Source organism: Anaerococcus groningensis (assembly GCF_046365465.1).
Lineage (GTDB): Bacteria > Bacillota > Clostridia > Tissierellales > Peptoniphilaceae > Anaerococcus > Anaerococcus groningensis.
In genome coordinates this window covers 50,124-74,859 of record NZ_JBGMEG010000013.1, presented here as the reverse complement: position 1 = coordinate 74,859, position 24,736 = coordinate 50,124, and the positions used below count along the sequence as shown (strand labels likewise).

Below are 24,736 nucleotides of genomic sequence, written 5' to 3'. Positions count from 1 at the left end.
GCCTTAATTTTAATACATATAGCCTATTTTGTCTATAAATAACAAATTTTTAACTTATTTCTTTATATAATTTAAAAGTTATAAGTTTAATTTATCATTTATATTTGATTGAATAAATTTTAAAAGAAATGTTTGCAAAAGTCATTGCAAATAAATAACAAAGATGCTATACTTATCTGAGAAAAGGTTTACCTATTTAACAAAATTAAATAGTAATATAGTTTTGCTACTGACTTTTTCTTTTTAAAATCAGGAGGTTATTATGAGAGATATTTTTGTGGCAGAATTAGTAGGAACTTTCTTGCTAATTTTATTGGGTGATGGTGTGGTAGCCAATGTTTTGACCCGTAAATCTGGGATGTACGGAGGGGGACCAGTACAAATCACTATTGCTTGGGGTCTTGCAGTTATGATTCCTGCAGCCATTTTTGGAGCGATGAGTGGCGCCCACTTTAATCCAGCTTTAACTATTGCACTTGCTTATAAGGGTGATATTGGTTGGAACACCGTTCCTTATTACATCGGAGCACAAATGCTTGGTGCTATGCTTGGAGCACTTTTAGTTTACCTACTATTTAAAAATCATTTTGATGATACATGTGATGAAGATCCTGCAATAGTTAAAGGATGTTTTTGTACAGCTCCATCCATTAGAAATACTTGGAGAAATTTATTATCTGAAATCGTTGGTACATTTGTCCTAGTATTTGCTATTTTAGGTTTTGGAAATGTTGATGGTGCTGGCACTGTTGGTTTGGATAAAATTTTTGTGTATGGTCTAATCGTTTCAATTGGTATGTCTCTAGGGGGACTTACAGGTTATGCTATAAATCCTGCCCGTGACCTAGGACCTAGAATTATGTATCAAATCTTACCTTTTAAGAAAAAAGCAGATGTTATGTGGGATTACTCATGGATACCTGTTGTAGGACCAATAATTGGTGGACTTTTAGCAGTAGTTTTATACAATATCGTATTTTAAATTTTATTGAAAATTTTATCATTTGTAATATAATAAACATATAAATAATAAATAACAAATGAGTAAGAGCAAGTATAACTTTATACTTGCTCTTTGTCTTTTTATACAAAGATAGAAAGAAGGAAAGTATGTATGATGTTTTAGTAATAGGTGCAGGAGTTTCTGGCGCATCCATCGCCCGTCGCCTATCCAGATATAAATTAAATATAGCCATAGTAGAAAAAGCAAACGATGTCAGCATGGGAGCAAGCAAAGCAAACTCTGCTATCATCCACGGAGGTTATGCAGAGCCTCATGATGAACTGCGCGGCAGGATTTGCTATCCAGGTCGTACCCAGTTTGGGGAATTAGAAGATGAATTACATTTTGGTTTTGTAGCTAATGGATCCTTAGTCTTAGCCTTTGAAGAAGATGAAATCAAAACTTTGGAAAAGCTTTATGACATGGGTATAGAAAACGGTCTACCAGATATGGAAATTATCGACCAGGAAAAACTAAGAGAAATCGAACCAAATGTATCAGATGATGCCATCGCAGCTTTATGGTGTAAGGGAGCTGGAGTTTGCTCACCTTATGAATATGTAGTAGCACTTACAGAAAATGCCGTTGCCAATGGTGCAGATTTATTTTTAAACTCCAGAGTTTGTGATATAGCAAAAGATAATGACCACTTTGTAGTAAAAACAGAAGATGGCAAAGAGTTAGAAGCAAAATATGTAGTAAATGCCTCAGGCCTAGAAGGAGCCATAGTTTCAGAAATGATAGCTGAAACAGATTTTGATATCCACCCTAGAAGCGGAGAATATTTAATTTTCCAAAAAGGAACAGGCAAAAGATTAAACAATGTACTTTTCCAAGTGCCAACAGAAAAATCAAAAGGAATTCTTGCCACAAGAACCTTCCACAACAACCTACTCCTAGGACCAGATGCCATAGATGAAGAAGAAATCGACCTATCAACCCACGAAGATAGATTAATGTATATCTACGAAGAAGCCCAAAAGTCTGTAAAAGATGATGTAATAAACCTAAGAGAATTTATAAGATCATTTACAGGATTGCGTCCAGCAAGCTCTACCCACGATTTTATCATCGAAGAATCAAATGTAGCTGGCTTTATAAATGTAGTAGGCATTCAATCACCAGGAATCACCGCAAGTCCAGAAATTGCAAAAATTGTAGAAAGCATCCTAAAAGAATCCGGATTAAATCTAGAAGAAGACCCAGACTATAACCCAAACAGAGAGCCAATCATCGAGTACAAAGAACTAGAAGATATGAATAAAATCAAAGACCGCCTAGACCTACCACTTGGCGATCCAGATAGAATTGTTTGTAGATGTGAACAAGTCACAGAAAAAACAATCAGAGATGCCATGAACCGCGGCATTCCAGTAGAAACTCTAGATGCAATAAAACGTAGGACCAGAGCAGGCATGGGCTTTTGTCAAGGACAATTTTGTAAACCAAGAGTCCTAGAAGTAATGGAAGATGAACTAGGCAAAAAGCCTCTAGATGATATGTACGATACAGAAAGAAACGGTTTATCAAGACTAAATAAACAAAGAGTTAATGAACTAATAAAAGAAATGAAAGAAACTTCCAAAGAAGAGATAGAAGAAAAGGAAGAAGAATAAATAAAAAAGTCCCTTGCTTAGTGCAAGGGATTTTTTTGTTTAATTAATTTCTTTTTTTAGTTTTAAATAGGCCAGCAATAGAAGTAGCTAATATAGCAAATACAGAATTTAATCCTGTAATACCAGTTTTTGGATTAGACTTAACTGTAGATGACATAGCTATAGAAGTCTTATTTTTAGACGCTCTACTAGGGACAATAATTTTTTCTGGATTATTATCAGTTTCGGAATCTGTACTTTCTTGTGCAGGTATTAAATCTACTAATGGTATACTTTCTTTAGTTGTTGTTGTTTTTTCTGCAGGAATTAGAGGAGTGAGTGGGATTTCATTTATTTTTTCTGCAGGTACTAAATCAATCCATCCAATAACTTCTTTTGCTGGGGTTAATTCAATCCATGGAATTATTTCTTTTGCTCGGGTTAATTCAACCCATGGAATTATTTCCTTAGCAGGTATTAATTCCTCCCAAGGAATGTAACTTTCTTCTACGACAATTGGATGGTTAGGTTGAGGTTGTGGCTGATTTCTTTTCCTAACTTTAAAAGTTTGTCCAGCATTATTGATATCCTCTTCTACTGCAACTAGTTTTCCATTTTCATAAACTTCATAAAAAATAACGAACTCATCACCATCTTCGTAATGGCTACTATCAAATACGTATTTTAAGGTCACTTCTCCGTTACGTACATCTTGTTGTGTTATCTTGTGAGAAATGGGTTCAAACTCTTTTATAACTTTCCCTGTTTGTTTATCTACAATATAACCCTTAAATTCATAGTTAGACCCTACATTAAATTTATCATAGCTAACCTTATCATATATCTCAGAAGATTTTCCAATGTATATCTCTTTATCGCTATCAGCTTTATCAAAAGTATCTGTCACAAAAATCATTTTTTCGTTAACAACTTTGTATAGTTTAACTTTAGATTTTTCAAGTTCATCTATTTCTTTTTGATATGGGTCTTTAAATAAAAAGTTTGATATTTCATCATGGTATTTGGTATAAAGTCCAAAAACTATGTCAGATGTTTGACCATTCTCAGGGCTACCATAATAATCACCCCACCAAATAGCATCATCATCTAATGCATTAGAATATCCAATAGTGGAAGAATCCTCTTCCAATAACTTGTGAAGGTATTTCTTGATGTATTGCTTATATTGATCTTCATTCATACCTGTATAATTTTCTATAGGCTCTTCCAAAGCTTTGTTTACTCTGTCATTTAGTGTATCAAAATATTTATAAGTTCCCTCAAATCTTCCATATTCGTTAACCAAGTTGTCATAATTGCTTTCAAAATCACTTCTGATAAAGTCAATAGCTTGTAAAAATATTGTCTTATCAGGTTGTTCAACTATTCTGTTAGTTTCATTTACCGCTAAATCTGTAGTAGTTTTAACTCCTTCTTTTACAAAATCACTAAAATTGTTTGCAATATTTAATAAATAATCATTTGATAAGCCTTCTAATGTATCTTTTCTAATAAATTTGCTAAGCTGATCTTGAGTGATATCAGATTTGCCTAACTCTTGACGTAAATCAGAGTCTTCATAATTATCACGATTATCATCAGGTCGATTAAGCATGTTTAGCATAATTGATTTATAGTCAGGTGAGAAGTTTTGATACTCTTCTAGAGGTATTACCAATGATATAGTCTTATTTTCGCCTTCATAAAGACCCTTTAAATTATCAATGTTTTTAGGAACCTGATTTTGATATTCTTGCCAGCTACCACTTACTTCGTCATAAACATATTGATGCGGATAATATACTATAAACTCTATAACTTCGTTATTATCCTCTGAATCAGTTGTAGTTAGTTGGAAGACACCGTAAGTATCCTTTTCATCACTTAAGTAATTTTGAAAATCAGGATAAGTATAGTCTATGAATTCAGAGTATGGAGCATAAGTAACATCATCATAATAATTTTCGCTAGGTTCCTTTTTAAGATCTATTTCTTCAATTTCTTTACCTAGGGCTCCCTGATACATCTTTAATCTATCTTTGGAAACATTTTGCTCATATATTGTACTAAGCCATTTGTTTTCAAACTCATAAACATTAATAGGCATCATGCCCTCTTTTACTACATCTAGGTTCAGTAAATTGTACAAATCTCTAAGCCTTTTAACTTGATTTTGTTTTTCTTTTAATTTATCTATCTGTTTGTCAATATTTTCAATTTCTTCAGTATTAGCTATATTTAAAGGATTACCTTCTGCATCAGTAAAGGTTCTTATTTGATAGTCTTTACCTTCTGGTGTTTCTAATTTATATTTAAAGCTTTCAAGATTATGATTTAAATTTGTTTCGCTCCTAAGCTCATTTATAGTAAATGTATCATTTTCTTTTAAATCATTAAATTCAATAGGATTATTTGGAATAAATCCTGCATAATATAAAAGATCAGAGCTATCTATAAATTTATCATTTTGATTTAATTTATTGCTATCTATCTCTTCTGTGTTTTTAAACACATATTTTCCATTCTCATCAGTTGCTATTATGTGTTTTTCACCAGTCCTATCGTTAATTACTTCGTAGATAGTATTTAGCCTTTTTCCATCATCACTAAATTTGATAAATCCACTGTCTAAAATTTCTTTTTGTTTAATAATTGGAAAAGCCATAAAATGTCTAGAGTTATTAATAACACTAGCACCTTCACCATTTTCTTTGCTTTCTTTTGTTATTATTTCTTGTTCACTATATACATTTGCTTTTCCAGCACTTGTTAGTTTTCTAAGTTCATTATTAAAAGCTGCTAGGCTTTCATCTTTGATTTTATATTCGAAAGTATATTCAATAGGATAAGTTTTACCAGCAATAGTATCTGCATGTAATAGACCTAAGTCACTTTCTGATTTTAAATTTAATTCATTTCTAGAAACGTCTATTTCGGCACTTTCTCCAATTATTGGATTTGATTTTGTAGATGCTGAACCGTCCTCCTTTAAAGCAACGTTATAAACTTTATTATTATTTTCAGGTTCCATATCACCATTATATATAGATCTATATGCTTTTACGTTATTGTCTAAATAAGGAACTAATTCTTTTGGCACATAATCTGTTAAATATATGGTAGAATTTTCAAATGAAGGGTCTGACAAATCTTTATTAGGTGTTAACGCATGAATAGTTTTAAAGGAATTATTTCCCTTATCATAAATCACTCTTCCAACAACTGGATTGCTTTCATTTACCCATTCATTTTTATCAGTGGTTGGCTTAGAGGTATCAAAACCACTATCATCAAATGTTGTGGTTGCTTTTGAATATGGATCATACTTTGATTCTTTATTAATCCATACCATCTCCATTAAAGTATTTTTGTCATTATCTGCCACGTCTTCTTTTAATTTTATTTTAACAGGATATGTGTATTCGGTATTTCCTTCAATATTTCCAAGATTATTAATATCAAATTGCCAATTTGCTTTATTTGCTTCTTCGGCTGTAAATTCGTGTTCTTGACCACTACTGTCGGTAATTACTATCTTATCAACTTTTGATGCAAAATCAGGATTTCTGAATGTAAGATTTATAGTACCCGCATCAGGGTCGTTGTTACTCTTATTCCAATTACCCGGTTTTCTTGATGCATATACTTCAGTCACTAAATTTAATTCTTTATTTTCAGAATCGTAGCTTTTATATTGGATATTACCGTATTTTAACCCTTCATTTGGATCGTTATAAACTTTTTCTCTTTTTTGAATATCTGTATAATCTTTTAAATCTGTATTTATATTTTCTGATGGAGTTGTAGAATTATCTGTATTTGCTGCTGGACTTAATGCAAATACACTTATATTTTTAGTTTCTAAATTGTTTGTTGAATCTGCGTTAGCATCAGACTGTGCTTGGCTGGTATCAGAAAGATTTTCATCACTTTCATTTTTATTATCAATTACTGAATTTAAATACTCTATATTTTTATCAGCTTCATTTTGAGTATCTAAAGACTTCTCATCACTTGGTAAAATACTATTTTCATTTTCATGTAACTGATTATTTGTGTCTACTAAATCTTCTTTTAATTCTGTATTATCAATTGCAAATGCAGGCTCTTGATCAGTTGTTTGTTCTGAGGCACCATTTGAGCTTTCAGAAGTTATTTTGCTTTCATCTACTTGAGTTGTATCTGATGTTACGACTTCGTTACTTAAAATAAGTGTATCATCGGCATGAGCATTATTTGGAGTTAAGACTAATCCTAAACCCAATGCTAGTGGTACTGTGTAGCATTTTAAATTATTATTTTTTTTCATTTGAAATCCTTATTAATTTACTTTCTTTTTTTTAATTATAGACTCTTTTTTTTTAAAATTCAACGTTAATTTATATATTCACTGAATAAAATAAAATATAAAAAAGACCAAGCTTTTAGCTTGGTCTTTTTTTATGCCCTCTCATCAGTGGCAATTACATCTACTCCTGTGTCTAGGACATTTGCTATTACTACATCTCCTATATGAACTGGAGCTTTTATTTCTGCATTGTTTATTTCTTTCATGCAGTCAAAGATTAATCCTTTTGGGATGGCTGTTTCTGTTTTTACTGGGACGCTGTAAACTTTGCTTCCTGTTACTTTTACAGTGGATGTTACCATTCTTTTTGGGTCTTTCACTTCATCTCTTACGTAGTTTTCACCACGTTTGCAGTTATTGCCTTCTATATTTGTTATTTCTTCGCCATCCATGGTTACCACTACTTGGCAACCCATGGGGCAGTTTATGCAGGTAAATTGTTTTTTCATATTTCCTCCAATTTTACTGTGATTTGTTTAGTATCTGGATCTATGTCTTCTTTTTTAAGTCTTAGTAGTTCCATTTCTCCTGGTGCTAGGACTTTTTTCTTTCTTTCTACTATACACTTATCATCTGCATAGATAGCAAGTTTTCTGGATGGATATACATTGTTTACCCTAAATTTAACTATGATTGAATCATCCATATTGTCATAGTCAATATATTGGGGCATGGTGTAGGATATGCCATCTCCTGCTATGACATCTATTTTATTTTCTCCAGTCGTGCTAAAGTCGCCTTTGATATATTTGGCTGCATTTACCGCTGCTTGTTCACTTTCTTCTGATACAAAGTCTACTAAATCATGAACGTGAAGAACATTACCTGCTGCAAATACTCCATCAATGCTTGTCATAAGCTTATCTGAAACATAGGCACCCTTTGTTTTTCTATCTAGTTTGATGTTTGCCTCTTGGCTTAGTTCATTTTCTGGTAGGAGGCCTACGGATAGTAAAACTGTATCGCATTCTACAAATTTTTCAGTGCCTTCGATTACTTTCATATGTTCATCCACTTTTGATAGGTAAACTCCTTCTACCCTATCTGTTCCTTTTATACCGGAAATAGTTGTTGAGTAGTAAAGTGGGATGTCATAGTCGTGGAGGCATTGGACTATATTTCTTTTTAGCCCTCCTGAAAATGGCATTATTTCTGCAACACATTCTACTTTTGCTCCCTCAAGAGTCATACGACGGGCCATAATTAAACCTATATCACCTGATCCTAGAATTACAACTTTTTTACCTGGTAAGTATCCATCTATATTTACAAGTTTTTGGGCTGTTCCTGCACTATAAACTCCTGCTGGTCTGCTACCTGGTGTATTTAGCGCTCCTCTTGGTCTTTCGCGGCAACCCATGGCTAGGATAACTGCTTTTGGTTTTATTTCAAACATGCCGTTTTCTTCATTCATAAGTAAAACTGTTTTATCTTCACGTAGTTCTAGGACTATTGTGTTCATCATGATGTCAATATCACGAGCCCTAGCTTCTTTTATAAATCTTTGGGCATATTCTGGGCCAGCTAATTCTTCTTTAAATCTTTGAAGGCCAAAACCATTGTGGATACATTGGTTTAAAATCCCACCTAGTTTATCATCACGTTCTACAACTAGGATATTTTCTACTCCCTCATCATAGGCTTTTACTGCTGCGGAAAGTCCTGCAGGGCCTCCCCCTATTATTACTAAATCATAATCGCGCATTTATCTCTCCTTACTTAGCTCTTTTTTCGATATAATAAGAATTGTTACCTTTTTTGGTAATTTCTTCTTCATCTACCCCTAGTTCACGGGCCAAAATTTCTATTATTGATGGTAAGCAAAAGCCCCCTTGGCATCTGCCTGCTGTTGCACGAACACGTCTTTTTATACCATCTACTGTTGTTGCACCTAGTGGACTATGGATGGCATCTACAATTTCACCTTCTGTTACTTTTTCGCATCTGCAGATGATTTTTCCGTAAAGTGGATTTTCTTTTATAAGCTCATTGTGGGCTTCTTTGCTCATCTCACTTGTTTTTGGGATAGGGTTTCTACCTGCTTTAAATTCTTTATTATCTGCTAAGTCTAGGGATTCTTTTACTAAATTTGCCATATATTTTCCAATGGCTGGAGCTGATGTAAGACCTGGGGACTCTATACCCACACAGTCAAAAAAACCTTTTTGGCTTTCTTCTAGGATAAAGTCTCCACCACTTTCGTGAGCTCTGTTTCCAGAAAATGAAGTGATTACTTGGCGAACTGGAACATTTTCTACTGTATCTTCTACTTTTTCTATTACTTCTTCTATTCTTTTTTGAGTAGTTACTAAGTCTGCCTTATCATCTACAAAATCAGATGTAGGGCCGATTAAAGTATTGCCATCGATTGTAGGAGTAACTAGGATTCCTTTTCCTTTTTCTGTTGGCAAGTTAAATAATACATGGCTTACAAAACCACGGGTTGCCTTATCTAAGAGTAAATATTCCCCACGGCGGGCTTTTATTTCAAATTTATTATCATGCATAAGAGCATCATGGATAGTATCAGAGTAAAGTCCCGCTGCATTTACTACTGCGCGTGTTTCTATTTCTTCACCATTATTTGTTGTTAATTTGTAATGGTCATCTATTTTTTCTATATTTGTGATTTCTGTATTAAATTTATAGTCTACTCCATTTAAGTTTGAGCCTTCTGCATAGGCGATATTCATTAAAAATGGATCAACAATACCAGCTTCTTCACAAAGTAAGGCTGCATATACATCCTTTTCTACATTTGGTTCCATTTCTAGTATTTCTTCATTATAGATAATTTTCATACCGCCAACGCCATTTTCTATACCTTGGTCGTATAGGGCTTGGAGTTTTGGAAAATCTTCTTCTTTGTGGCATAAAACTAAGGTACCAATTCTATGGTATGGAAAGTCTAATTCTTTTGAAAGCTCTTCCATCATATGGTTCCCTTCCACATTCATTTTTGCTTTCATGCTTCCTGGCTTAGCATCATAGCCACCGTGGCAGATACCAGAGTTTGCTTTACTAGTTTCTTCACAAACATCTGAGTGTTTTTCTACTACTAAAAAATCTCCCTCATATTTGGATAGATTATAAGCTACAGATGCTCCTGTGACACCTGCACCAATTATAACAACGTCTTTCATTATTTTCTCCTTTATATAAAACAAAAAAGAGCTACTTTGCTAGGTACTTTTGGGTAAAGTACGCCTATATCTGTCAAAGTAACTCTTTTCTCTAAACTATTTTGTTATATATTTTTATTCTACTTCAAATCCTTCGCCCAGTCCACTGATCTTGAAATTGCTTTTTGCCAGTTATAGTCTTTTTTATCTCTTTCTTCTCTAGAAATCTCTGGAGTAAAGACTTTATCAACTTGACGATTTTCAATAATTTCATCTAAGCTTGTAAAGTAATCTACTGCAAGACCTGCTAAGTACGCTGCACCTAGGGCTGTTGTTTCTAATGTTTTTGGTCTTTCTACACTTGTTTGGATCATGTCAGATTGAAATTGCATTAAGAAGTTATTTGCGCTTGCCCCACCGTCTACTTTTAGCTCTTTTAATTCATTTCCAGAATCTATAGACATTGCTGAAAGTACATCATTTGTAAGATATGCAAGGGACTCTAAGGTTGCACGAACGATGTGGTATTTGCTAGTTCCTCTAGTAATTCCTACTATTGTTCCACGAGCATATGGGTCCCAATATGGAGCACCTAGTCCTGTAAAGGCAGGAACAACATAGCAACCATCTGTATCATCTACTTTTGTTGCAAGATATTCTGTATCATCTGAAGCATCTACTATTCTTAGCTCATCTCTTAGCCATTGGATAGCTGATCCTGCTACGAAAATAGAACCTTCTAGGGCATAGTTTACTTTTCCTTCTTCTAGTCCCCAAGCAATTGTTGTAATAAGCCCATTATCACTTCTTACTGCTTCTTCTCCTGTGTTCATAAGTAGGAAAGCACCTGTACCGTAGGTATTTTTTGCTTCTCCTGCATTAAAGCATGTTTGTCCAAATAATGCAGCTTGTTGGTCTCCTGCAATACCTGCTATAGGAATTGGTGAACCAAATAGTCTATCGCTTGTTTCACCATAAACGTAGGACGATGGTTTTACATCTGGTAGCATGCACTTTGGAATATTTAACATTTCTAGAAGCTCATCATCCCATTCTAAAGTATGGATATTATAAAGCATAGTTCTTGATGCGTTTGTATAATCTGTTATGTGAACTTCACCACGAGTTAGGTTATATACTAACCATGTATCAACTGTACCGAATAATAATTCGCCATTTTCTGCTCTTTGCTGACCTTTTTCAATATTATCTAAAATCCATCTAATTTTTGTACCTGAAAAATATGGGTCAACTACAAGACCAGTTTTTTCTTTAATCATTTTGCCATAGCCATCTTCTACAAGTTTATCAGCCATATCAGCTGTACGACGACATTGCCAAACGATTGCATTATATACAGGACGGCCCGTTTCTTTTTCCCAAACTATGGTTGTTTCACGTTGGTTGGTAATACCAATACCAGCAATTTCAGAAGCATCAATATTTTCTTTTGCCATAGCTTCTGTACAAACTCCAAGTTGAGTTGACCAGATTTCTGATGGATCATGCTCTACCCAACCTGGTTTTGGAAAATGTTGGGTAAACTCTTTTTGTGCAACAGAAATAATTTCACCTTTTTTGTTAAAAATAATCGCTCTGTTACTGGTTGTACCAGCATCTAAGGCCATAATGTAATCTTTCATAATATCCTCCTACATTTGCCATACATTATAATTTGATGATGAGATTGCAAGCGCTCCAGAATTTATAGCAGCCATGACCTCTTCTTTTGAAGATATTAGACCACCAGCTACAATTGGGTTATTAGTTCGTTTTTTTATATTTGCTATCATATTTGGCATTATGCCAGGTAGAATTTCTATGACATCGCAGTTTATATCTTTTATAGTCTGTTTCATATTTTCATAGCTCATGCTATCAAATACAAAAAATCTTAAAACTGCAAAAAGCCCAAGTTTTCTAGCATAAATAACGTTTGCAGGTTTTGTAGAGATAATCCCGTCTGCTTCAGTATATTTCTTTATAAAACTTGCTGCAAAAGTTGAGCTTGATAGACCCTCGATAAGATCTTCGTGAACTATTACAATCTTACCATTAGCCTTTAATTTTTTAACGATGACCGGAATAGTTTCAAGGTTTCCATAAAGTACAAATACTATTTTATTTTCACTTTCCAGGCACTTATTAAAATCTTTGTTATTTTTTATAGCCATAATGACAGGATTTTTATATAGTTCTTCGAAAATACTTTCGTTTGGCATATATCCTCCCAATAATAGGTAAACGAGCCCCTAAAATATTTACTTGGCTCGTTCTCATCACTCATATTATTACACCCATACTTTAACATAATTTGTCAAGGATTGCAAATATTTTCCTTAAAACTTTAGTCTAGAAGTTTTGTTTGCCTTCAGTTACTCCTTCACTTGACAAAACCTTTGGTATGGTCATCAAAAGGATTTTTAAATCATTGATAAAACTAATATTTTCCGCATATTTGCCATCTGTCTCAGCTTTTAATTTTGGAGATAGATTATCCCTGCCAGATATTTGTGAAAGTCCAGTTATACCTGGTTTTGCAACGTATGCCCCATTTGCTGCTCTTAAATCTAAAAGTTCATTTTCTTTTAAAATAACTGGTCTAGGACCTACAAAGCTCATTTCTCCTCTTAAAATATTTATTAATTGAGGAAGCTCATCTAAAGATGTTTTTCTTAAAAATTTTCCTAAAGGAGTTATGAATTCTTCTGGATGTTCTAGCTCCCATGTAGAAGCGTTTTTTGGAGCAGTCATTTTCATAGACCTAAACTTATAACATAAAAAAGGCATATTGTACATACCGGCCCTTTCTTGCTTAAAGTAAACTGTCCCATCTGGTTCTTCTATTTTTGAAATGATCGCTATTATCAAAAATAAGGGACTAAGAAGGATTAGTAGTATTAAGGCTAATAAAAAATCCAGAATATTTTTTATATATTTTTGATACATATAATCCTCCTTATTTATGCATCTTAATTGGGGAAAAGACTTAGCTCCTCCTCATGTAACTCTCTATAAGATCCTTCTGCTAAAAATGGATCTAATTCTAAATTTCCTATGGCTATGCGTTTTAACCCTACTACTTCATTGCCTAGATTTGAAAATAATCTTTTTACCAAGTGAAATTTGCCCTCGGTAACTTTTACGATTGCTTTTTTCTCATCTATTATTTCAAGTTTGGCAGGACGGGCTATATAGCCTTCTTCTTTTATTTCCACACCTTCTTTAAATGCTTCTATAAAAGATTCATCTATAGGATCACGTGTGTCTACTTCATAAGTTTTTTCTATATTTGAGTTTGGACTAGTAATAGTGTGTACAAATTTTCCATCAGTTGATAAAAGCAAAAGCCCTGTGGTATCTTTATCTAGCCTACCAGCTATAGATAAGTCAAGCATTTGGTAAAAATCATCTAGCAAATCTATCACAGTTTCATCTTCATCTACTGTAGCTGATAAAACTCCAGCTGGTTTGTTCATCATTATATAAATATTTTCAAAGTATTCTACATATTGACCTAGGTAGTAAACTTCATCAACATTTGGGTCAACTTGAGTTGATGTATCTTTTACAATCTCACCATTTATAACTAGGGCACCCTTTTTTGCATTTCTTTTTATATTGCGTCTAGTATCTAGCTTGGCATTGCCTATCATCTTATCTACTCTCATTTGCTCCCCTTTTCTATTACCTTATAAACTGCTTGGTTAAGTTCCTCATAGTTTACATAAAAATTTGTTAGATATTCTCTACCCTTTGCTGTAATATAATAATATTTTCTTTTGGGACCTATATCTGATTTTTTGTAGCCACCTAAAATATAACCTTTTTTTGTAAGTCTGGTCAAAATTGGGTAGACTGTTCCCTCAGTCATAGTATAAAAACCACTGCGTTTCAGCTCTTCTACAATTTCATAGCCGTAGGTTTCATTATTTTTTATTATATGAAGGATAACTCCTTCTATAACGCCCTTTAACATTTGAGATTCTATCATATTATCACCTAACTATATTGTATAACATAGTAGGATTTTATCAATATCTATCACAATAATACTTCATAGGACAGTACTTACATTCGTTTCTATCAGAAGTTTTCCTATATATATCATCATCTATGATTGATTTTGCAATATCATCTATAAAATCAATAGCAAAACCCGTGTCTTCTATTACTTTCAATTCATCCTTATTTACAAAATATAGGTAAAGCTTATTTATATCTTCCCTATTATACTCCATTAAAAACTTGTAGGTAAGGACTTGGTTTTGGTATTTTTCTAAGGTATTTATATCATAATCTCCAGTTTTTATATCTAAAATAGAACCATCATCTAGGATAATATCTACATTACCTTGAAGGATATAAAAATCTCTATCAGCCTTAAAATTTACCTCACTTGCCTTTACAGCAAAATCCTTATTTTTAAAGTTTTCTAAGGGATCCTTGTAGGCAGGATTATTTTTAAATAAGTCTTTAAAAAACTTATTTTCTAAGTCTATTTCTGGATTTTTTGCTAAATATTCGCTAAGCTTATGGACATTTGTACCAAATTCTAGGCTTTTACTTAAGGGCAACCTAAAGGATAATTTCCTTAAAAACTTGTATTTTAAAGGACAAGCAGCATATACTTCTATATCTGTAGTGTAAGCTAGGATGGGTTTTTCCTTTTTTGGATCATCTTTTTTAAAATCTATGGTTTTAAGTGCCGAGCTATCTGGCAGAGTATTTGCAAAATTAATTAGATTAACATTTCTAGAATTATCTAAAACAACTAAAAGCTTTTTAGCGCGGGTAAAGGCTGTGTAGTATTTCCTATAAAAGTCACGCTCGCCGCCATCATCATTGGCACTTGTTTTTTCATAGGCTGATAAAAAAGATTTACGATCAGGTCTTGGATAATCATTTAGCCCTGAAACAAAAACTACATCAAATTCTAAACCCTTAGCATTGTGGATGGTCATAAAGTTTATGGCATCACTTGCCTCTGCTAGGTCTTCAAATTCTTTTATGGCCTTAGTTTTATAAAGGTAGAATAAATAGCCATAGATAAATTCTATATAGTAAGTATCACTTTTTTTATCAAAAAGTTCTTCATATTCGCTTACTTTTTGGCTAAAATTTGCAATATTGTTTAAGGCTTTTTGGCTTCCCAGACTGTCTAGTTTTTGACTTAAGATTTCTTTTAAAATTTCTAAATTAAAGGACTTATATAAAACCTCACTAAGGCTAATATCTTTTGTATTTTGAAAAGCTGCTATAAACTTATCCATCCTAGTAGATTTAAAAGATTGGTCATCAAATAAATTTGCTATGTACCTTCTAAAATAAAGCTTATCTAGCTCATCTTTGGACAAATCTTTTTGGTATCCTAGGTTTGATGGATAGGCTGTAAAAGTTTTTGCAAAGATATACATCAGAATTTTTATCTCATAGGAATCGAAAAAATTGGTACTGGATTTATTTATAACTGGTAAATTTTGTTTTTCCAAATAATTTTGTAAATTTTTAGCATAGGTATTATTTAAAGTGGGAAATAGAAAGGCTATTTGATTAAGGTTTATATCCTTATTTAAAATTTTTATTATTTTTGTAAGATTTTCTAGATTCTCTGCCTTGGCCCTTACTATGGTATTTTGATTTTTCTCACCTTCTGCCGCCACTAGATTTTTAGTAAATTCTTTTTCTTTTTCGTTATTATTTATAAAATTTTGGGCAAGGTCTATAATTGCTTGGTTGGACCTATAATTTACATTTAGCTTGTAAAAATTTGCAGGCTCTCCCAATTTTTCTCTACATACCTCATCAAAATTTAATAAGTTTTTTGGATCTGCCCCCCTAAACCTATAAAGAGCCTGGTCATCATCTCCAAATACCATAATATTTTTATTTTTTAATAGCTTAAAGGCTATTTCCTGCTGGATATAGTTGGTATCCTGGTACTCATCTATGATGATATAGTCTATATTTTCATGTATTTGAGGACCTATGTGAGGATCAGAAAGTAAGTCATAAAAGTTTTTTAAGATCATCTGAAAATTTAAAAGGTGGTTTTCTTCTAAAATTTTTAAATGAGTCTTATAAATTTCATAGGCTAACCTATCATCTTTATTAGCTGAATTTTCTAAAAGATTAATGTCTATGAGATTATTGGTTATTTTGGCAAAAATATCCTGAATAGTATAAATTTCATATCCATTTACTAGATTATCAAAACCTTCTATATGAAAAAATTTTTCTATATTTTTTTCTAATAGATAGCCTTCCATTTGAGGTTCTATTACCTTATTATCAAAAAATTTATCATCAAGCTTTTTGTAGTCTGTCAAAAAAATATTGGCCAAATTATGAAAATTGCCTATTTTTAAGTCAGCAAGGTCTGTATTTATTCCTTCTTTTTTAAATTCTGTAATTATCCTAGTATTTAACTCTGCTGCAGCTTTTTTTGTAAAAGTGGTTATCAATATTTTATTTGCAGGAATATTGTGGTTTTTTACTAGGTCTACAACTTTTTTTACAATGGTAAAAGTCTTTCCTGTTCCAGGTCCTGCTATAACTGCAGCTGGAGCCTTTCCTTCTTCTATAATTAGTTTTTGAGCATCATTTATCATAGCAATAATTCATAGGCTAGGCGCGGTTTAGTCTTACCATTATCTTTGATATAAATTTGACCTAAAAATTCAAAACCTAATTTCTGAATTAATCCACGCATTTTAAAATTATCCTCATGGGTGTCTATTCTTAGAGAGTCTTTGCCATTTTCCTTAGCAAAAGCTATTATTTCATCAAAAAATTTGCTAGCCACTCCCCTGCCCTTGGCTTCATTTGCTACACAAAAAGTGTGAATGGTATAAGCGTTATTTCCTTTTACTAGACTCATCACAGCAGCATAGGTTGGTTCATATTCTTCTGAAAGATAGGCATAGGCTAGGATGTTTTCATCCCTTTCATAGACATAAGAATTACCACTGGTAATTTGCCTGCCTACTAGCATATTATCCGGGCTTCCATTTTGCCATTGGTCAACTCCATCAATTTTTAGAGCTTCTTTTGCTTGATCAATTATATTAATAATATTTTTTAAATCTTTTAAACTTGCTTTTTTCATACAAATATTATACCTTTTTATTAGTTTATATATTTTCTATTAAATCGGGTATTAGTATATATAGATTATAAACTTACTTATAAAGGGGATTATTATGTACGATTATTTAATTATAGGTAACGGTATAGCCGGCCTTTCAGCGACAGAAGAAATCAGAAAAAAGGATAGCGATGCTACTATTTTAATAGTGTCAGAAGAAAAATCTAGCACCTATTGGAGAACAAGGCTATCCCATTTAATAAGCCAAGACTTTGACAAAGATGATTTATTTGTAAAAAAACAACCTTGGTATGATGAAAGAAAGATAGATGAGAGATTGGATTCTTGTGTAGAAAAAATTGATACAGAAAAAAACGTTGCCATCCTTTGTGATGGAGAAGAAATCGAGTATGGCAAAGTTTTATTAGCAACTGGCGCTAGACCATTTGTGCCACCTATTAAAAATATCGAGAGTAAGGGTGTTTTCGCTATTAGAACTATTGATGACTTGATGAACTTTAAAGACTATGTAAATGGCAAAGATAAGGTTGTAGTAATCGGTGGTGGGATACTAGGTCTTGAAGCAGCCCACGCTGCCCTACTTTTAGGTAAAGATGTAACAGTTATAGAAAGTTTTGACTACCTACTTTCCCGCCAGTTAGACCAAGACCTATCAGAAAAATTAGAAAAAACTTTAAATGATATGGGCATTAAAACCTATACTGGTAAATTTACAGAAGAAATCCTAGCAGAAGATGGAATTGTAAAGGGAATAAAACTTGCTGATGGTACAGAAATCCCAGCAGATGCAATTATGGTCCAAGCTGGTATTCGTTCTAATGTTGATGTAGCCAAAGAATCTGGCCTAGATGTAGAACGTGGTGTCATTGTAGATGATAGTCTAAAAACAAAATATGATAATGTCTACGCAGCAGGAGACTGTGCACAAATAGGTGATTTTACCATAGGTCTTTGGACAAGCAGTATGGAAATGGGAAAAATTGCCGGAAATAATATGGTTGGAGATAGCCAAGTTTACGAAAAACCAAAACCATTCTCATTACTTACCATAGGAGATACAAAAATATTTTCAGCAGGTCTTAGTTCAGCAGAAGGTATTGAGGAGTTAAAAGTTGAAAGAGACGGTAATATCTACAAGTTATTTAAATTAGATGATACATTTGTAGGTGGTATCCTTTGGGGAGATATTAAGTATCAAAATGATGTGAAAGATATTGTATTTAATGGAAAAGACTTGGAAGAAACAAAACTTGGAGAACTTTTTAAATAGAAAAATTTATTAATCTATTTTACAATTTGTAGCTGACTATATAAATTGCTTGGCAATTTTAATTTATAAACCCAAACAAAAAAATCGAAATGGAAGGCCCATTTCGATTTTTTTAATTACAGTTTCATTGAGTTTTGTCTATGTCTTAGTCTTGTTATAGTCGCCCTATCATCTACTTCTACCATGGTCATATCTATTAGCGTATCTTTTGGAATATCAACTGTTGCTACTGTTTTTTCTGTTATCATACCTATTGGTAATAGGTCTTCTTGGATAGATCTGGTGTGGCTAGTGATTTTCCCGTATACTTTTTCACTTCCTATACCATCAAGTGTTTCACCTTTTTTAATATCGCGTTTTGCAATAGTGACTGTATCTGCTACTTGCCCTTGAATAGGGGCTATAGTTGATTCGTTTTCTACCACTGCCTTATAAATAGTAATTGGCGCTTCTAGGCTGGTTAGGTGGTAAGGTCTATACATTAGATAGTTTGGGCCATCTCCAAAACCTAAAAATTTCATTAAATCACGCACATCTTCTTTATCACTTGTTACTATGATAAATACTCCTGGTGCCATGCCTTTTGAAAATTCTACTACCTTGTAGTTATCAAGATTTCCGCCATCTTGTTTTAGCTTAAAATCTTCTACTGCTTTTTCTGGACTGGTTTCTATACCGTGGCAGCCAAAGGTATCTGGTAAAAATCCTAAGGCGTTACAAACACTTGTTAGCTCAAGCATAGTATTTGTACCATCCACAAAACTTGTTAGCATTTTTGGAGAAAGTTGTTTTTCTTTTGCTTCTTCCTTTAATGTTTCTGGAGTAGCGTACTCATCAAGTCTATTATTTTTACCTTTAGCAGCTACCAATACATCTAATCCCATACCAAAAGCATCTTCGCAAAGATCTATAATTGCACCTGGTTCATCACCTAGGATTCCTGTGTAAACTACACCAGCTTTTTTTGCCATATCATGTAAAACCGGACCAACTGTTGCCTCACACTCTACATTAAAGGAAATCATGTGCTTGTGGTATTGGATAGTTTTTCTAGCTATTACTGCTCCAAAAGCTGGGTTGCCTGTACAATCTATGACAGCATTTATTTGTAAAAGTTTGTAGCAAAGTCTATAGTTAGTTGAAACACAAACATAGCCTTTTTCTAAAACTTCATAACCTTCGTTATAGTCATCGGTATAAATAATTTTATCTTCAGCAATACCTGCTTTTTTCAAAGCTTCGATTGCTTTTTGAGGAGTTCTATCAAAAACAAGCTTAACTTCCATAGCATCCATATTAGATAGTTGGGAAATAAGGCTAGTACCCATTTTTCCAGCACCCATTATGGCAAGCTTGATTGACTCTCCATTATATTTCATTTCATTTAGTTCTCTACTTATTTTAAACATCTAAGCTCCTTAAATAATCACTGGCTACTTTTGCACTGGAGGCTGCCCAGGAAATGTTATATCCCCCACAATCACCAGCTACATCTTGGCATTCTCCTATAAAAAATACATCCTTAATTTTTGTAGATTCCATAGTTTTAGGATTAATAAAATTACTATCAACCCCACCAAGAGTTACTTGGGCATTTTCTTTATCATGGATTTTTAAAACTTCAAATCTTAACTCTTTTAAAGTACTTACTAAACTTTCAAAATCCCTTTCATTAATCTCAAAGCCTTTTTTATGAGGCTTTATATGGGATATTTTTAGTATATCATCTAGTAATTTTTCATTTATTACACCAATTAGTATATCTTTTATGGACCTTTTGGCAAATTTTGTAATAAGGCTTGCTAGATAACCAGCAAACTCTTCTCGGGAATATTCTGGGAAAAAGTCTATATATATATGAGAGGAATTTTGCTCCATAAGATTTTGAGATAAGTCGTTTGATATATCTAAAATTGCAGTTCCTGTTAACCCATAATCTTGGAAAATTACATCATCTATAGAGGATTTTATAAATTTATCATCTACATACAGACTAGCTTTGGCAGTAACTTTTGTCCCCTTAGCCTTTTTTGAAAGTTTTTCGCGTGTTTCATAGTTTGTTATAGCATAGGTCATTTGAGTTATTGGAATTTCTTTTTTTATAAGATCAAATATTTTGCCATCTGATCCTGAATTTTTCAGGGTAATACCCCCACTTGCTATCACTAATTTGTCATAGGGATAAGTTTTGCCCTTAGTTTTTACTTTTTTATTTTTAAAGTCAATATCTGATACATCTTCTTCAAAGATAAAATCAGCATTTTCCTTAGCTTCTAAAAAGAGGGCATTTCTTACAGTTTTTGAACTCATAGTTTTTGGATAGCACCTACCAGATGGGAGGTTGGTTGTAGCTATGCCTATTTCATTAAAATATTTTATCAAATCCTCATTAGTAAAATATTTTATAGTATGGTCTATAAAATCTTGATTACTTGCCTTAAAATTTGCCGTATCAAAATTTAGGTTGGTAAAGTTGCAACGGCCATTTCCAGTTGCAAGAAGTTTCCTGCCTGCAAATTCATTTTTATCAAGAACTATTACTTCATGCTTATCCATAAAGGAGGCAAAAAACAAGCCTGCCACACCTGCCCCAATTACTAAAATTTTCATTGGTTATTAATCGCTTTTTTTACAGTTTCAATTTCATTGTAAGGAGTTTTTTCATTGCCGTGATATTTCATAAAGTGCTCTTCACCCTTACCAAGCATAAGGATATAGTCTCCAGGATTTGCCTTTTTTATGGCGAAGGTCATCGCTTCTAAACGGTCTTCTATGCGTTCGTGCTCTCCACCGATTTCATCAATGCCTGCTGCAATCTCATCAGTGATATGCTCATAGTTATCAAATTTTGGATCATCAGTTGTAATTACTGCAAAAACATCATTTTTTGCACAAGCATTGCCAATAAGTCTTCTAAATTCTGTATTTCTATCTCCATTTATACCAAAAACTGCATAAGTTTTTACATCTTTTGGGATAGATTCAAAAATAGCCTCAAAGGCCCTTGGTGTGTGGGCAAAGTCTATGATGATATTTTTTTCTAAATCATTTTCTACGTACTGGAATCTAGATGGCAAACCCTTAAAGTCCTTTAGTTTTTCAGAAATTTCTTCAAGGCTTGCTCCCATATTATTTAAGGTTGCTATGGCAGCAAGTTTGTTATAAATTTCATAATCTGCTATAGAATTTATAGTAAAATCTACTCCATTTACCTTAAAATCAGTAGTTTTTTCATTTTTTACTATATCAGTTGCCCTGTAGTCAGCTTCTTTTTCTTTACCAAAAGTGAGGCAATCGGTAAATTGCGCCTTGGCTTTTTTGCCGTATGGGTCATCTATGTTTACAATTCTTTTTTTTGAGTTTTCTAAAAGTATCATCTTTGCCGCAAAATACTCATCCATTGTTTTGTGGTAGTCTAAGTGTTCTGTGGAAAGATTGGTAAATATTCCATAGTCAAAGTCTATACCGTTTAGACGGTCTTGGATGAGTCCGTGGCTAGATGCTTCTAGGACTACGTGGTTAATATTTTTTTCTAAACTCTCATTAAATATTTTGTTTAAAAGGTAAATATCTGGGGTGGTATTGGCAGTATCTGATCTCTCATCACCTATAAATGTACCATCAGTACCAATATTTGTAGCATTACCATAGATTTCTTTCATCAAATAATAAATGGTAGTTGCAGTTGTAGTTTTACCATTTGTTCCTGTTACTCCTACAACGGTCATTTTCTTTGATGGGAAATCTTCTAAGACATTTGATATTTGGGCTAGGGCATACCTACTATCTGCTACTTTTATATAGTTTATTTCATCTTTAAAGTCTATATCATTTTGGTAAACTATAGTCTTTGCTCCATTTTTTATGGCATCGTCGATATACTTGTGGCCATCGCTTAGCTTCCCTAAAACAGCTACAAATATATCCCCTTCTTCTACTAATTTTGAATTATTGCTTACATTTTTTATTTCATTATCATTTTGTTTTTTTATATCTATATAGTCAATTTGTTCTACTAAACTATCAAAGGTCAATGTATTATGTATCCTTTCTTAGCTATAACGTCATGGATTTTTCTAACATGGTCAGGGCCGTTTGTTTCTAAGGTGATTTCTACATTTATATTTTTAAACCTGCTAGCTTCTTTTAAACTATCATGGTCGATAGATATGATGTTTGCCTTGGTATAGGCAATATCTGCAAGAAGCGCTTGAAGTTTACCTGGTATGTTTGGCACTTCTAAGTTTATTCTTGTTATGCGACCTGTTTCGTATAGTCCACGATTGATAAGTTGAGAAATAAAGCTCATATCGATATTGCCCCCGCTTATAATAGAAACTACATTTTTATTATAAAAATTAAGTTTATTAAGAGCTGCAAGACTTAGGGCACCAGATGGTTCAGCAACTAATTTATGTTTTTCCATTAGGTTTATAAAAGCCATTAGGATTTCCTCATCAGTTACTGTTATCCAATCATCCACATAGTCTTTGGCAATGTCATATGTATATGATCCCACTTCTGCAACCGCTGTACCATCAGCTATTGTATCAACACCTTCTAACTTAATTATTTTACCTTTTTTGATAGATTCTTGCATAGAACGAGCAGAATATGGCTCAACTCCAATAACTTTTATAAGTGGACTTATTTGCTTAATACATTTGGCAATTCCTGCAATAAGTCCTCCTCCACCAACTGGTACAATTACATAATCTACGTATTCTAATTCATTTATTATTTCTAGCACTATAGTTCCTTGGCCTTCTATAACATCAAAGTCATCAAAAGGAGGGATAAAGGTGTAGCCATTCTCCTCAGCAAGTTTTATAGCATGGTCCTTACAAGCATCAAAGTTTTCTCCGTATAAAACTACATTAGCACCATATTTTAAAGTACCATCTACCTTTATCATAGGGGTTTGCTCTGGCATGCAAATAGTTGCATTAATTCCTAGTTTGTTTGCAGAATAAGCTACTCCTTGGGCATGGTTACCTGCAGAAGCTGTAATAATACCCACTTCTTTTGAAGCATCATCTAGTTTTGATAATTTGTTGTAGGCTCCCCTTATTTTAAAGGAACCAGTTTTTTGTAAGTTTTCCGGTTTTATGTAAACGTTATTAGAAGCAAGATCAGAAAAATATTCTGAATAAAATAAGTGGGTTGGACTTATAACCTCATCTAGTCTTTTTTTAGCATTATTAAAATCAAACATAATACACTTCCTTTCATAGATGATTATAACAATTTATTGACAAATATAAAACAGTTTTATAATGGAATAAACTTTGATAAAATAGAAGCAACGAAAGGGGAAAAAATGAAGATACTTTTAATAATATTTATGAGCCTATCCCTTAACTCATGTGAAACAGCTCAAGATTTTATGTATGAAAATTTTTCTTTACAAAAAAATATAGATATGGCCGATGAAAATAGTAGAAAAAATATAGAAGGGGACTTTAAACTAGATGACTTTGGTTATACTTTCCCACCGAATGTAGGACGTTTTGTACAAAATGGCTTTACCTATAATGCTAGCCTCGATGGAGAAGCTCAAAGAGAAAACTTAGAAACCATCCCAGCTGGCAAGACTGCTGATATTTACTTAAAAAAAGATGATAATCAAATTTATGTAAAAGCTACAAATACTAGCGAATCTGATATAGATATCTTAGATGCACAGATTAATTATATAGAAATTTCAAACTTTGAACTAACTAATATGGATTTTAGCCTAGGGGATATAAAATTTGGCGATGCTCTTTATGAAATAGAAACAAAAGTTGTTGATAAAGAAATTATAGAACTAAGGCAAAATACTAAGGATGCTCAAAACGACCAGTACTATATGTATCTAAACGGACAATATGTAGCAATCTTTACAATGTACCAGGGCAAACTTGCTGGAGTAGAGATAATCCCTAATGAAAGCTTATCTAGCTATGAGTAATATAAATTTTTACCTGCACTTAAAATATACATAAAAAAAAGAGGGCTAAACGCCCTTTTTTTATTATAAACCTAATTTAGCTTCAATAGCTGGTTTATCAAATCCTACGATGTCTTCGCCATCGATATTGATAACAGGAACTCCTCTGTATCCTTTAGATACTAGGTATTCTACTGCATCTGGATTTTCATCTATGTTTAATTCTGTAAATTCAATGTCATTATCATTGAAATATTGTTTTGCTGCTTTACAGAAAACACAAGTATTTGATGTATAAATTTTAATATCTGCCATCTTTATCTCCTTCACTTTTACTCTACTTATATACTTATACCCA

20 protein-coding genes are annotated in these 24,736 nt (G+C 32.9%); 4 read left to right on the top strand and 16 right to left on the bottom strand.

What is annotated here, in order from left to right; genetic code table 11:
• The first annotated feature begins 262 nt into the window (after positions 1–262).
• Both AB9Q04_RS06780 and AB9Q04_RS06775 read left to right on the top strand, forming a co-directional pair.
• Positions 263–982: an MIP/aquaporin family protein gene (locus AB9Q04_RS06780; protein ID WP_410024585.1), complete on the top strand. Its 720-nt coding sequence runs from the start codon at positions 263–265 to the stop codon at positions 980–982.
• Positions 983–1,110: 128 nt separating this feature from the next.
• Positions 1,111–2,619, top strand: a complete 1,509-nt coding sequence (locus AB9Q04_RS06775; protein WP_410024584.1) for an NAD(P)/FAD-dependent oxidoreductase — start codon at positions 1,111–1,113, stop codon at positions 2,617–2,619.
• Between the two features lie 43 nt (positions 2,620–2,662).
• On the opposite strand, the gene AB9Q04_RS06770 is transcribed toward AB9Q04_RS06775, so the two are convergent.
• The 11 genes from AB9Q04_RS06770 to AB9Q04_RS06720 all read right to left on the bottom strand — a co-directional run bounded on the left by AB9Q04_RS06770 (position 2,663) and on the right by AB9Q04_RS06720 (position 17,176).
• Positions 2,663–6,907 (bottom strand): VaFE repeat-containing surface-anchored protein, encoded by a 4,245-nt coding sequence (locus tag AB9Q04_RS06770; RefSeq protein WP_410024583.1) that lies wholly within the window; start codon positions 6,905–6,907, stop codon positions 2,663–2,665.
• A 131-nt stretch (positions 6,908–7,038) separates the two neighbouring features.
• Complete coding sequence (locus AB9Q04_RS06765; protein ID WP_410024582.1) at positions 7,039–7,395, bottom strand: DUF1667 domain-containing protein; 357 nt, start codon at positions 7,393–7,395, stop codon at positions 7,039–7,041.
• Positions 7,392–8,651: an NAD(P)/FAD-dependent oxidoreductase gene (locus AB9Q04_RS06760; RefSeq protein ID WP_410024581.1), complete on the bottom strand. Its 1,260-nt coding sequence runs from the start codon at positions 8,649–8,651 to the stop codon at positions 7,392–7,394. The genes AB9Q04_RS06765 and AB9Q04_RS06760 overlap by 4 nt, the downstream gene beginning before the upstream one ends.
• Positions 8,652–8,661: 10 nt before the next feature.
• Positions 8,662–10,089 carry an NAD(P)/FAD-dependent oxidoreductase gene (locus AB9Q04_RS06755; RefSeq protein ID WP_410024580.1) on the bottom strand — a complete coding sequence of 476 codons (1,428 nt, stop codon included), beginning with the start codon at positions 10,087–10,089 and terminating at the stop codon, positions 8,662–8,664.
• A 119-nt stretch (positions 10,090–10,208) separates the two neighbouring features.
• Positions 10,209–11,711: a glycerol kinase GlpK gene (gene glpK, locus AB9Q04_RS06750; RefSeq protein ID WP_410024579.1), complete on the bottom strand. Its 1,503-nt coding sequence runs from the start codon at positions 11,709–11,711 to the stop codon at positions 10,209–10,211.
• Positions 11,712–11,720: 9 nt separating this feature from the next.
• A complete protein-coding gene (locus AB9Q04_RS06745) occupies positions 11,721–12,290 on the bottom strand; it encodes a glycerol-3-phosphate responsive antiterminator (protein ID WP_410024578.1) in 570 nt (189 codons plus the stop codon).
• 130 nt (positions 12,291–12,420) lie between these two features.
• Complete coding sequence (locus AB9Q04_RS06740) at positions 12,421–13,017, bottom strand: sugar transferase (RefSeq protein ID WP_410024576.1); 597 nt, start codon at positions 13,015–13,017, stop codon at positions 12,421–12,423.
• Between the two features lie 23 nt (positions 13,018–13,040).
• Positions 13,041–13,739: a pseudouridine synthase gene (locus tag AB9Q04_RS06735; RefSeq protein WP_394011128.1), complete on the bottom strand. Its 699-nt coding sequence runs from the start codon at positions 13,737–13,739 to the stop codon at positions 13,041–13,043.
• Positions 13,736–14,062: a PadR family transcriptional regulator gene (locus AB9Q04_RS06730; protein ID WP_410024575.1), complete on the bottom strand. Its 327-nt coding sequence runs from the start codon at positions 14,060–14,062 to the stop codon at positions 13,736–13,738. Before AB9Q04_RS06730 ends, AB9Q04_RS06735 begins: the two co-directional genes overlap by 4 nt.
• Positions 14,063–14,102: 40 nt before the next feature.
• A complete protein-coding gene (locus AB9Q04_RS06725) occupies positions 14,103–16,679 on the bottom strand; it encodes an ATP-dependent DNA helicase (RefSeq protein WP_410024574.1) in 2,577 nt (858 codons plus the stop codon).
• Positions 16,676–17,176 carry a GNAT family N-acetyltransferase gene (locus AB9Q04_RS06720; RefSeq protein ID WP_410024573.1) on the bottom strand — a complete coding sequence of 167 codons (501 nt, stop codon included), beginning with the start codon at positions 17,174–17,176 and terminating at the stop codon, positions 16,676–16,678. Before AB9Q04_RS06720 ends, AB9Q04_RS06725 begins: the two co-directional genes overlap by 4 nt.
• Before the next feature lie 94 nt (positions 17,177–17,270).
• On the opposite strand from AB9Q04_RS06720, the gene AB9Q04_RS06715 reads away from it, so the two are divergent.
• Entirely contained in the window at positions 17,271–18,446 is a 1,176-nt protein-coding gene (locus AB9Q04_RS06715; protein WP_410024572.1) for an NAD(P)/FAD-dependent oxidoreductase, read from the top strand.
• 116 nt (positions 18,447–18,562) lie between these two features.
• Here the strand turns inward: AB9Q04_RS06715 and AB9Q04_RS06710 are convergent, their stop codons facing one another.
• The 4 genes from AB9Q04_RS06710 to ilvA are packed head-to-tail and all read right to left on the bottom strand — an operon-like array spanning position 18,563 to position 23,661.
• Complete coding sequence (locus tag AB9Q04_RS06710) at positions 18,563–19,855, bottom strand: NAD(P)H-dependent oxidoreductase (RefSeq protein ID WP_410024571.1); 1,293 nt, start codon at positions 19,853–19,855, stop codon at positions 18,563–18,565.
• On the bottom strand, positions 19,848–21,056 hold the full coding sequence (locus tag AB9Q04_RS06705; RefSeq protein ID WP_410024570.1) for an aminoacetone oxidase family FAD-binding enzyme: 1,209 nt from the start codon (positions 21,054–21,056) through the stop codon (positions 19,848–19,850). The genes AB9Q04_RS06710 and AB9Q04_RS06705 overlap by 8 nt, the downstream gene beginning before the upstream one ends.
• Positions 21,053–22,480: a UDP-N-acetylmuramoyl-L-alanyl-D-glutamate--2,6-diaminopimelate ligase gene (locus tag AB9Q04_RS06700; RefSeq protein ID WP_410024569.1), complete on the bottom strand. Its 1,428-nt coding sequence runs from the start codon at positions 22,478–22,480 to the stop codon at positions 21,053–21,055. Before AB9Q04_RS06700 ends, AB9Q04_RS06705 begins: the two co-directional genes overlap by 4 nt.
• Positions 22,477–23,661, bottom strand: coding sequence for a threonine ammonia-lyase (gene ilvA / locus AB9Q04_RS06695; protein ID WP_410024568.1), 1,185 nt, complete (start codon positions 23,659–23,661; stop codon positions 22,477–22,479). Before ilvA ends, AB9Q04_RS06700 begins: the two co-directional genes overlap by 4 nt.
• 105 nt (positions 23,662–23,766) lie before the next feature.
• Between ilvA and AB9Q04_RS06690 the strand changes: the two genes are divergently transcribed.
• Positions 23,767–24,399, top strand: a complete 633-nt coding sequence (locus AB9Q04_RS06690) for a hypothetical protein (protein WP_410024567.1) — start codon at positions 23,767–23,769, stop codon at positions 24,397–24,399.
• 63 nt (positions 24,400–24,462) lie between these two features.
• Here AB9Q04_RS06690 and AB9Q04_RS06685 read toward each other — a convergent pair whose 3' ends face one another.
• Positions 24,463–24,693, bottom strand: a complete 231-nt coding sequence (locus tag AB9Q04_RS06685) for a glutaredoxin family protein (RefSeq protein WP_394011118.1) — start codon at positions 24,691–24,693, stop codon at positions 24,463–24,465.
• Between the last annotated feature and the right edge of the window lie 43 nt (positions 24,694–24,736).

What these genes read in the sequence shown, in the direction of transcription:
- AB9Q04_RS06780 (WP_410024585.1), top strand. Translation starts at nt 263, where the DNA reads ATGAGAGATATTTTTGTGGCAGAATTAGTAGGAACTTTCTTGCTAATT.
- AB9Q04_RS06775 (WP_410024584.1), top strand. Translation starts at nt 1,111, where the DNA reads ATGTATGATGTTTTAGTAATAGGTGCAGGAGTTTCTGGCGCATCCATC.
- AB9Q04_RS06770 (WP_410024583.1), bottom strand. Translation starts at nt 6,907, where the DNA reads ATGAAAAAAAATAATAATTTAAAATGCTACACAGTACCACTAGCATTG.
- AB9Q04_RS06765 (WP_410024582.1), bottom strand. Translation starts at nt 7,395, where the DNA reads ATGAAAAAACAATTTACCTGCATAAACTGCCCCATGGGTTGCCAAGTA.
- AB9Q04_RS06760 (WP_410024581.1), bottom strand. Translation starts at nt 8,651, where the DNA reads ATGCGCGATTATGATTTAGTAATAATAGGGGGAGGCCCTGCAGGACTT.
- AB9Q04_RS06755 (WP_410024580.1), bottom strand. Translation starts at nt 10,089, where the DNA reads ATGAAAGACGTTGTTATAATTGGTGCAGGTGTCACAGGAGCATCTGTA.
- glpK (WP_410024579.1), bottom strand. Translation starts at nt 11,711, where the DNA reads ATGAAAGATTACATTATGGCCTTAGATGCTGGTACAACCAGTAACAGA.
- AB9Q04_RS06745 (WP_410024578.1), bottom strand. Translation starts at nt 12,290, where the DNA reads ATGCCAAACGAAAGTATTTTCGAAGAACTATATAAAAATCCTGTCATT.
- AB9Q04_RS06740 (WP_410024576.1), bottom strand. Translation starts at nt 13,017, where the DNA reads ATGTATCAAAAATATATAAAAAATATTCTGGATTTTTTATTAGCCTTA.
- AB9Q04_RS06735 (WP_394011128.1), bottom strand. Translation starts at nt 13,739, where the DNA reads ATGAGAGTAGATAAGATGATAGGCAATGCCAAGCTAGATACTAGACGC.
- AB9Q04_RS06730 (WP_410024575.1), bottom strand. Translation starts at nt 14,062, where the DNA reads ATGATAGAATCTCAAATGTTAAAGGGCGTTATAGAAGGAGTTATCCTT.
- AB9Q04_RS06725 (WP_410024574.1), bottom strand. Translation starts at nt 16,679, where the DNA reads ATGATAAATGATGCTCAAAAACTAATTATAGAAGAAGGAAAGGCTCCA.
- AB9Q04_RS06720 (WP_410024573.1), bottom strand. Translation starts at nt 17,176, where the DNA reads ATGAAAAAAGCAAGTTTAAAAGATTTAAAAAATATTATTAATATAATT.
- AB9Q04_RS06715 (WP_410024572.1), top strand. Translation starts at nt 17,271, where the DNA reads ATGTACGATTATTTAATTATAGGTAACGGTATAGCCGGCCTTTCAGCG.
- AB9Q04_RS06710 (WP_410024571.1), bottom strand. Translation starts at nt 19,855, where the DNA reads ATGTTTAAAATAAGTAGAGAACTAAATGAAATGAAATATAATGGAGAG.
- AB9Q04_RS06705 (WP_410024570.1), bottom strand. Translation starts at nt 21,056, where the DNA reads ATGAAAATTTTAGTAATTGGGGCAGGTGTGGCAGGCTTGTTTTTTGCC.
- ilvA (WP_410024568.1), bottom strand. Translation starts at nt 23,661, where the DNA reads ATGTTTGATTTTAATAATGCTAAAAAAAGACTAGATGAGGTTATAAGT.
- AB9Q04_RS06690 (WP_410024567.1), top strand. Translation starts at nt 23,767, where the DNA reads ATGAAGATACTTTTAATAATATTTATGAGCCTATCCCTTAACTCATGT.
- AB9Q04_RS06685 (WP_394011118.1), bottom strand. Translation starts at nt 24,693, where the DNA reads ATGGCAGATATTAAAATTTATACATCAAATACTTGTGTTTTCTGTAAA.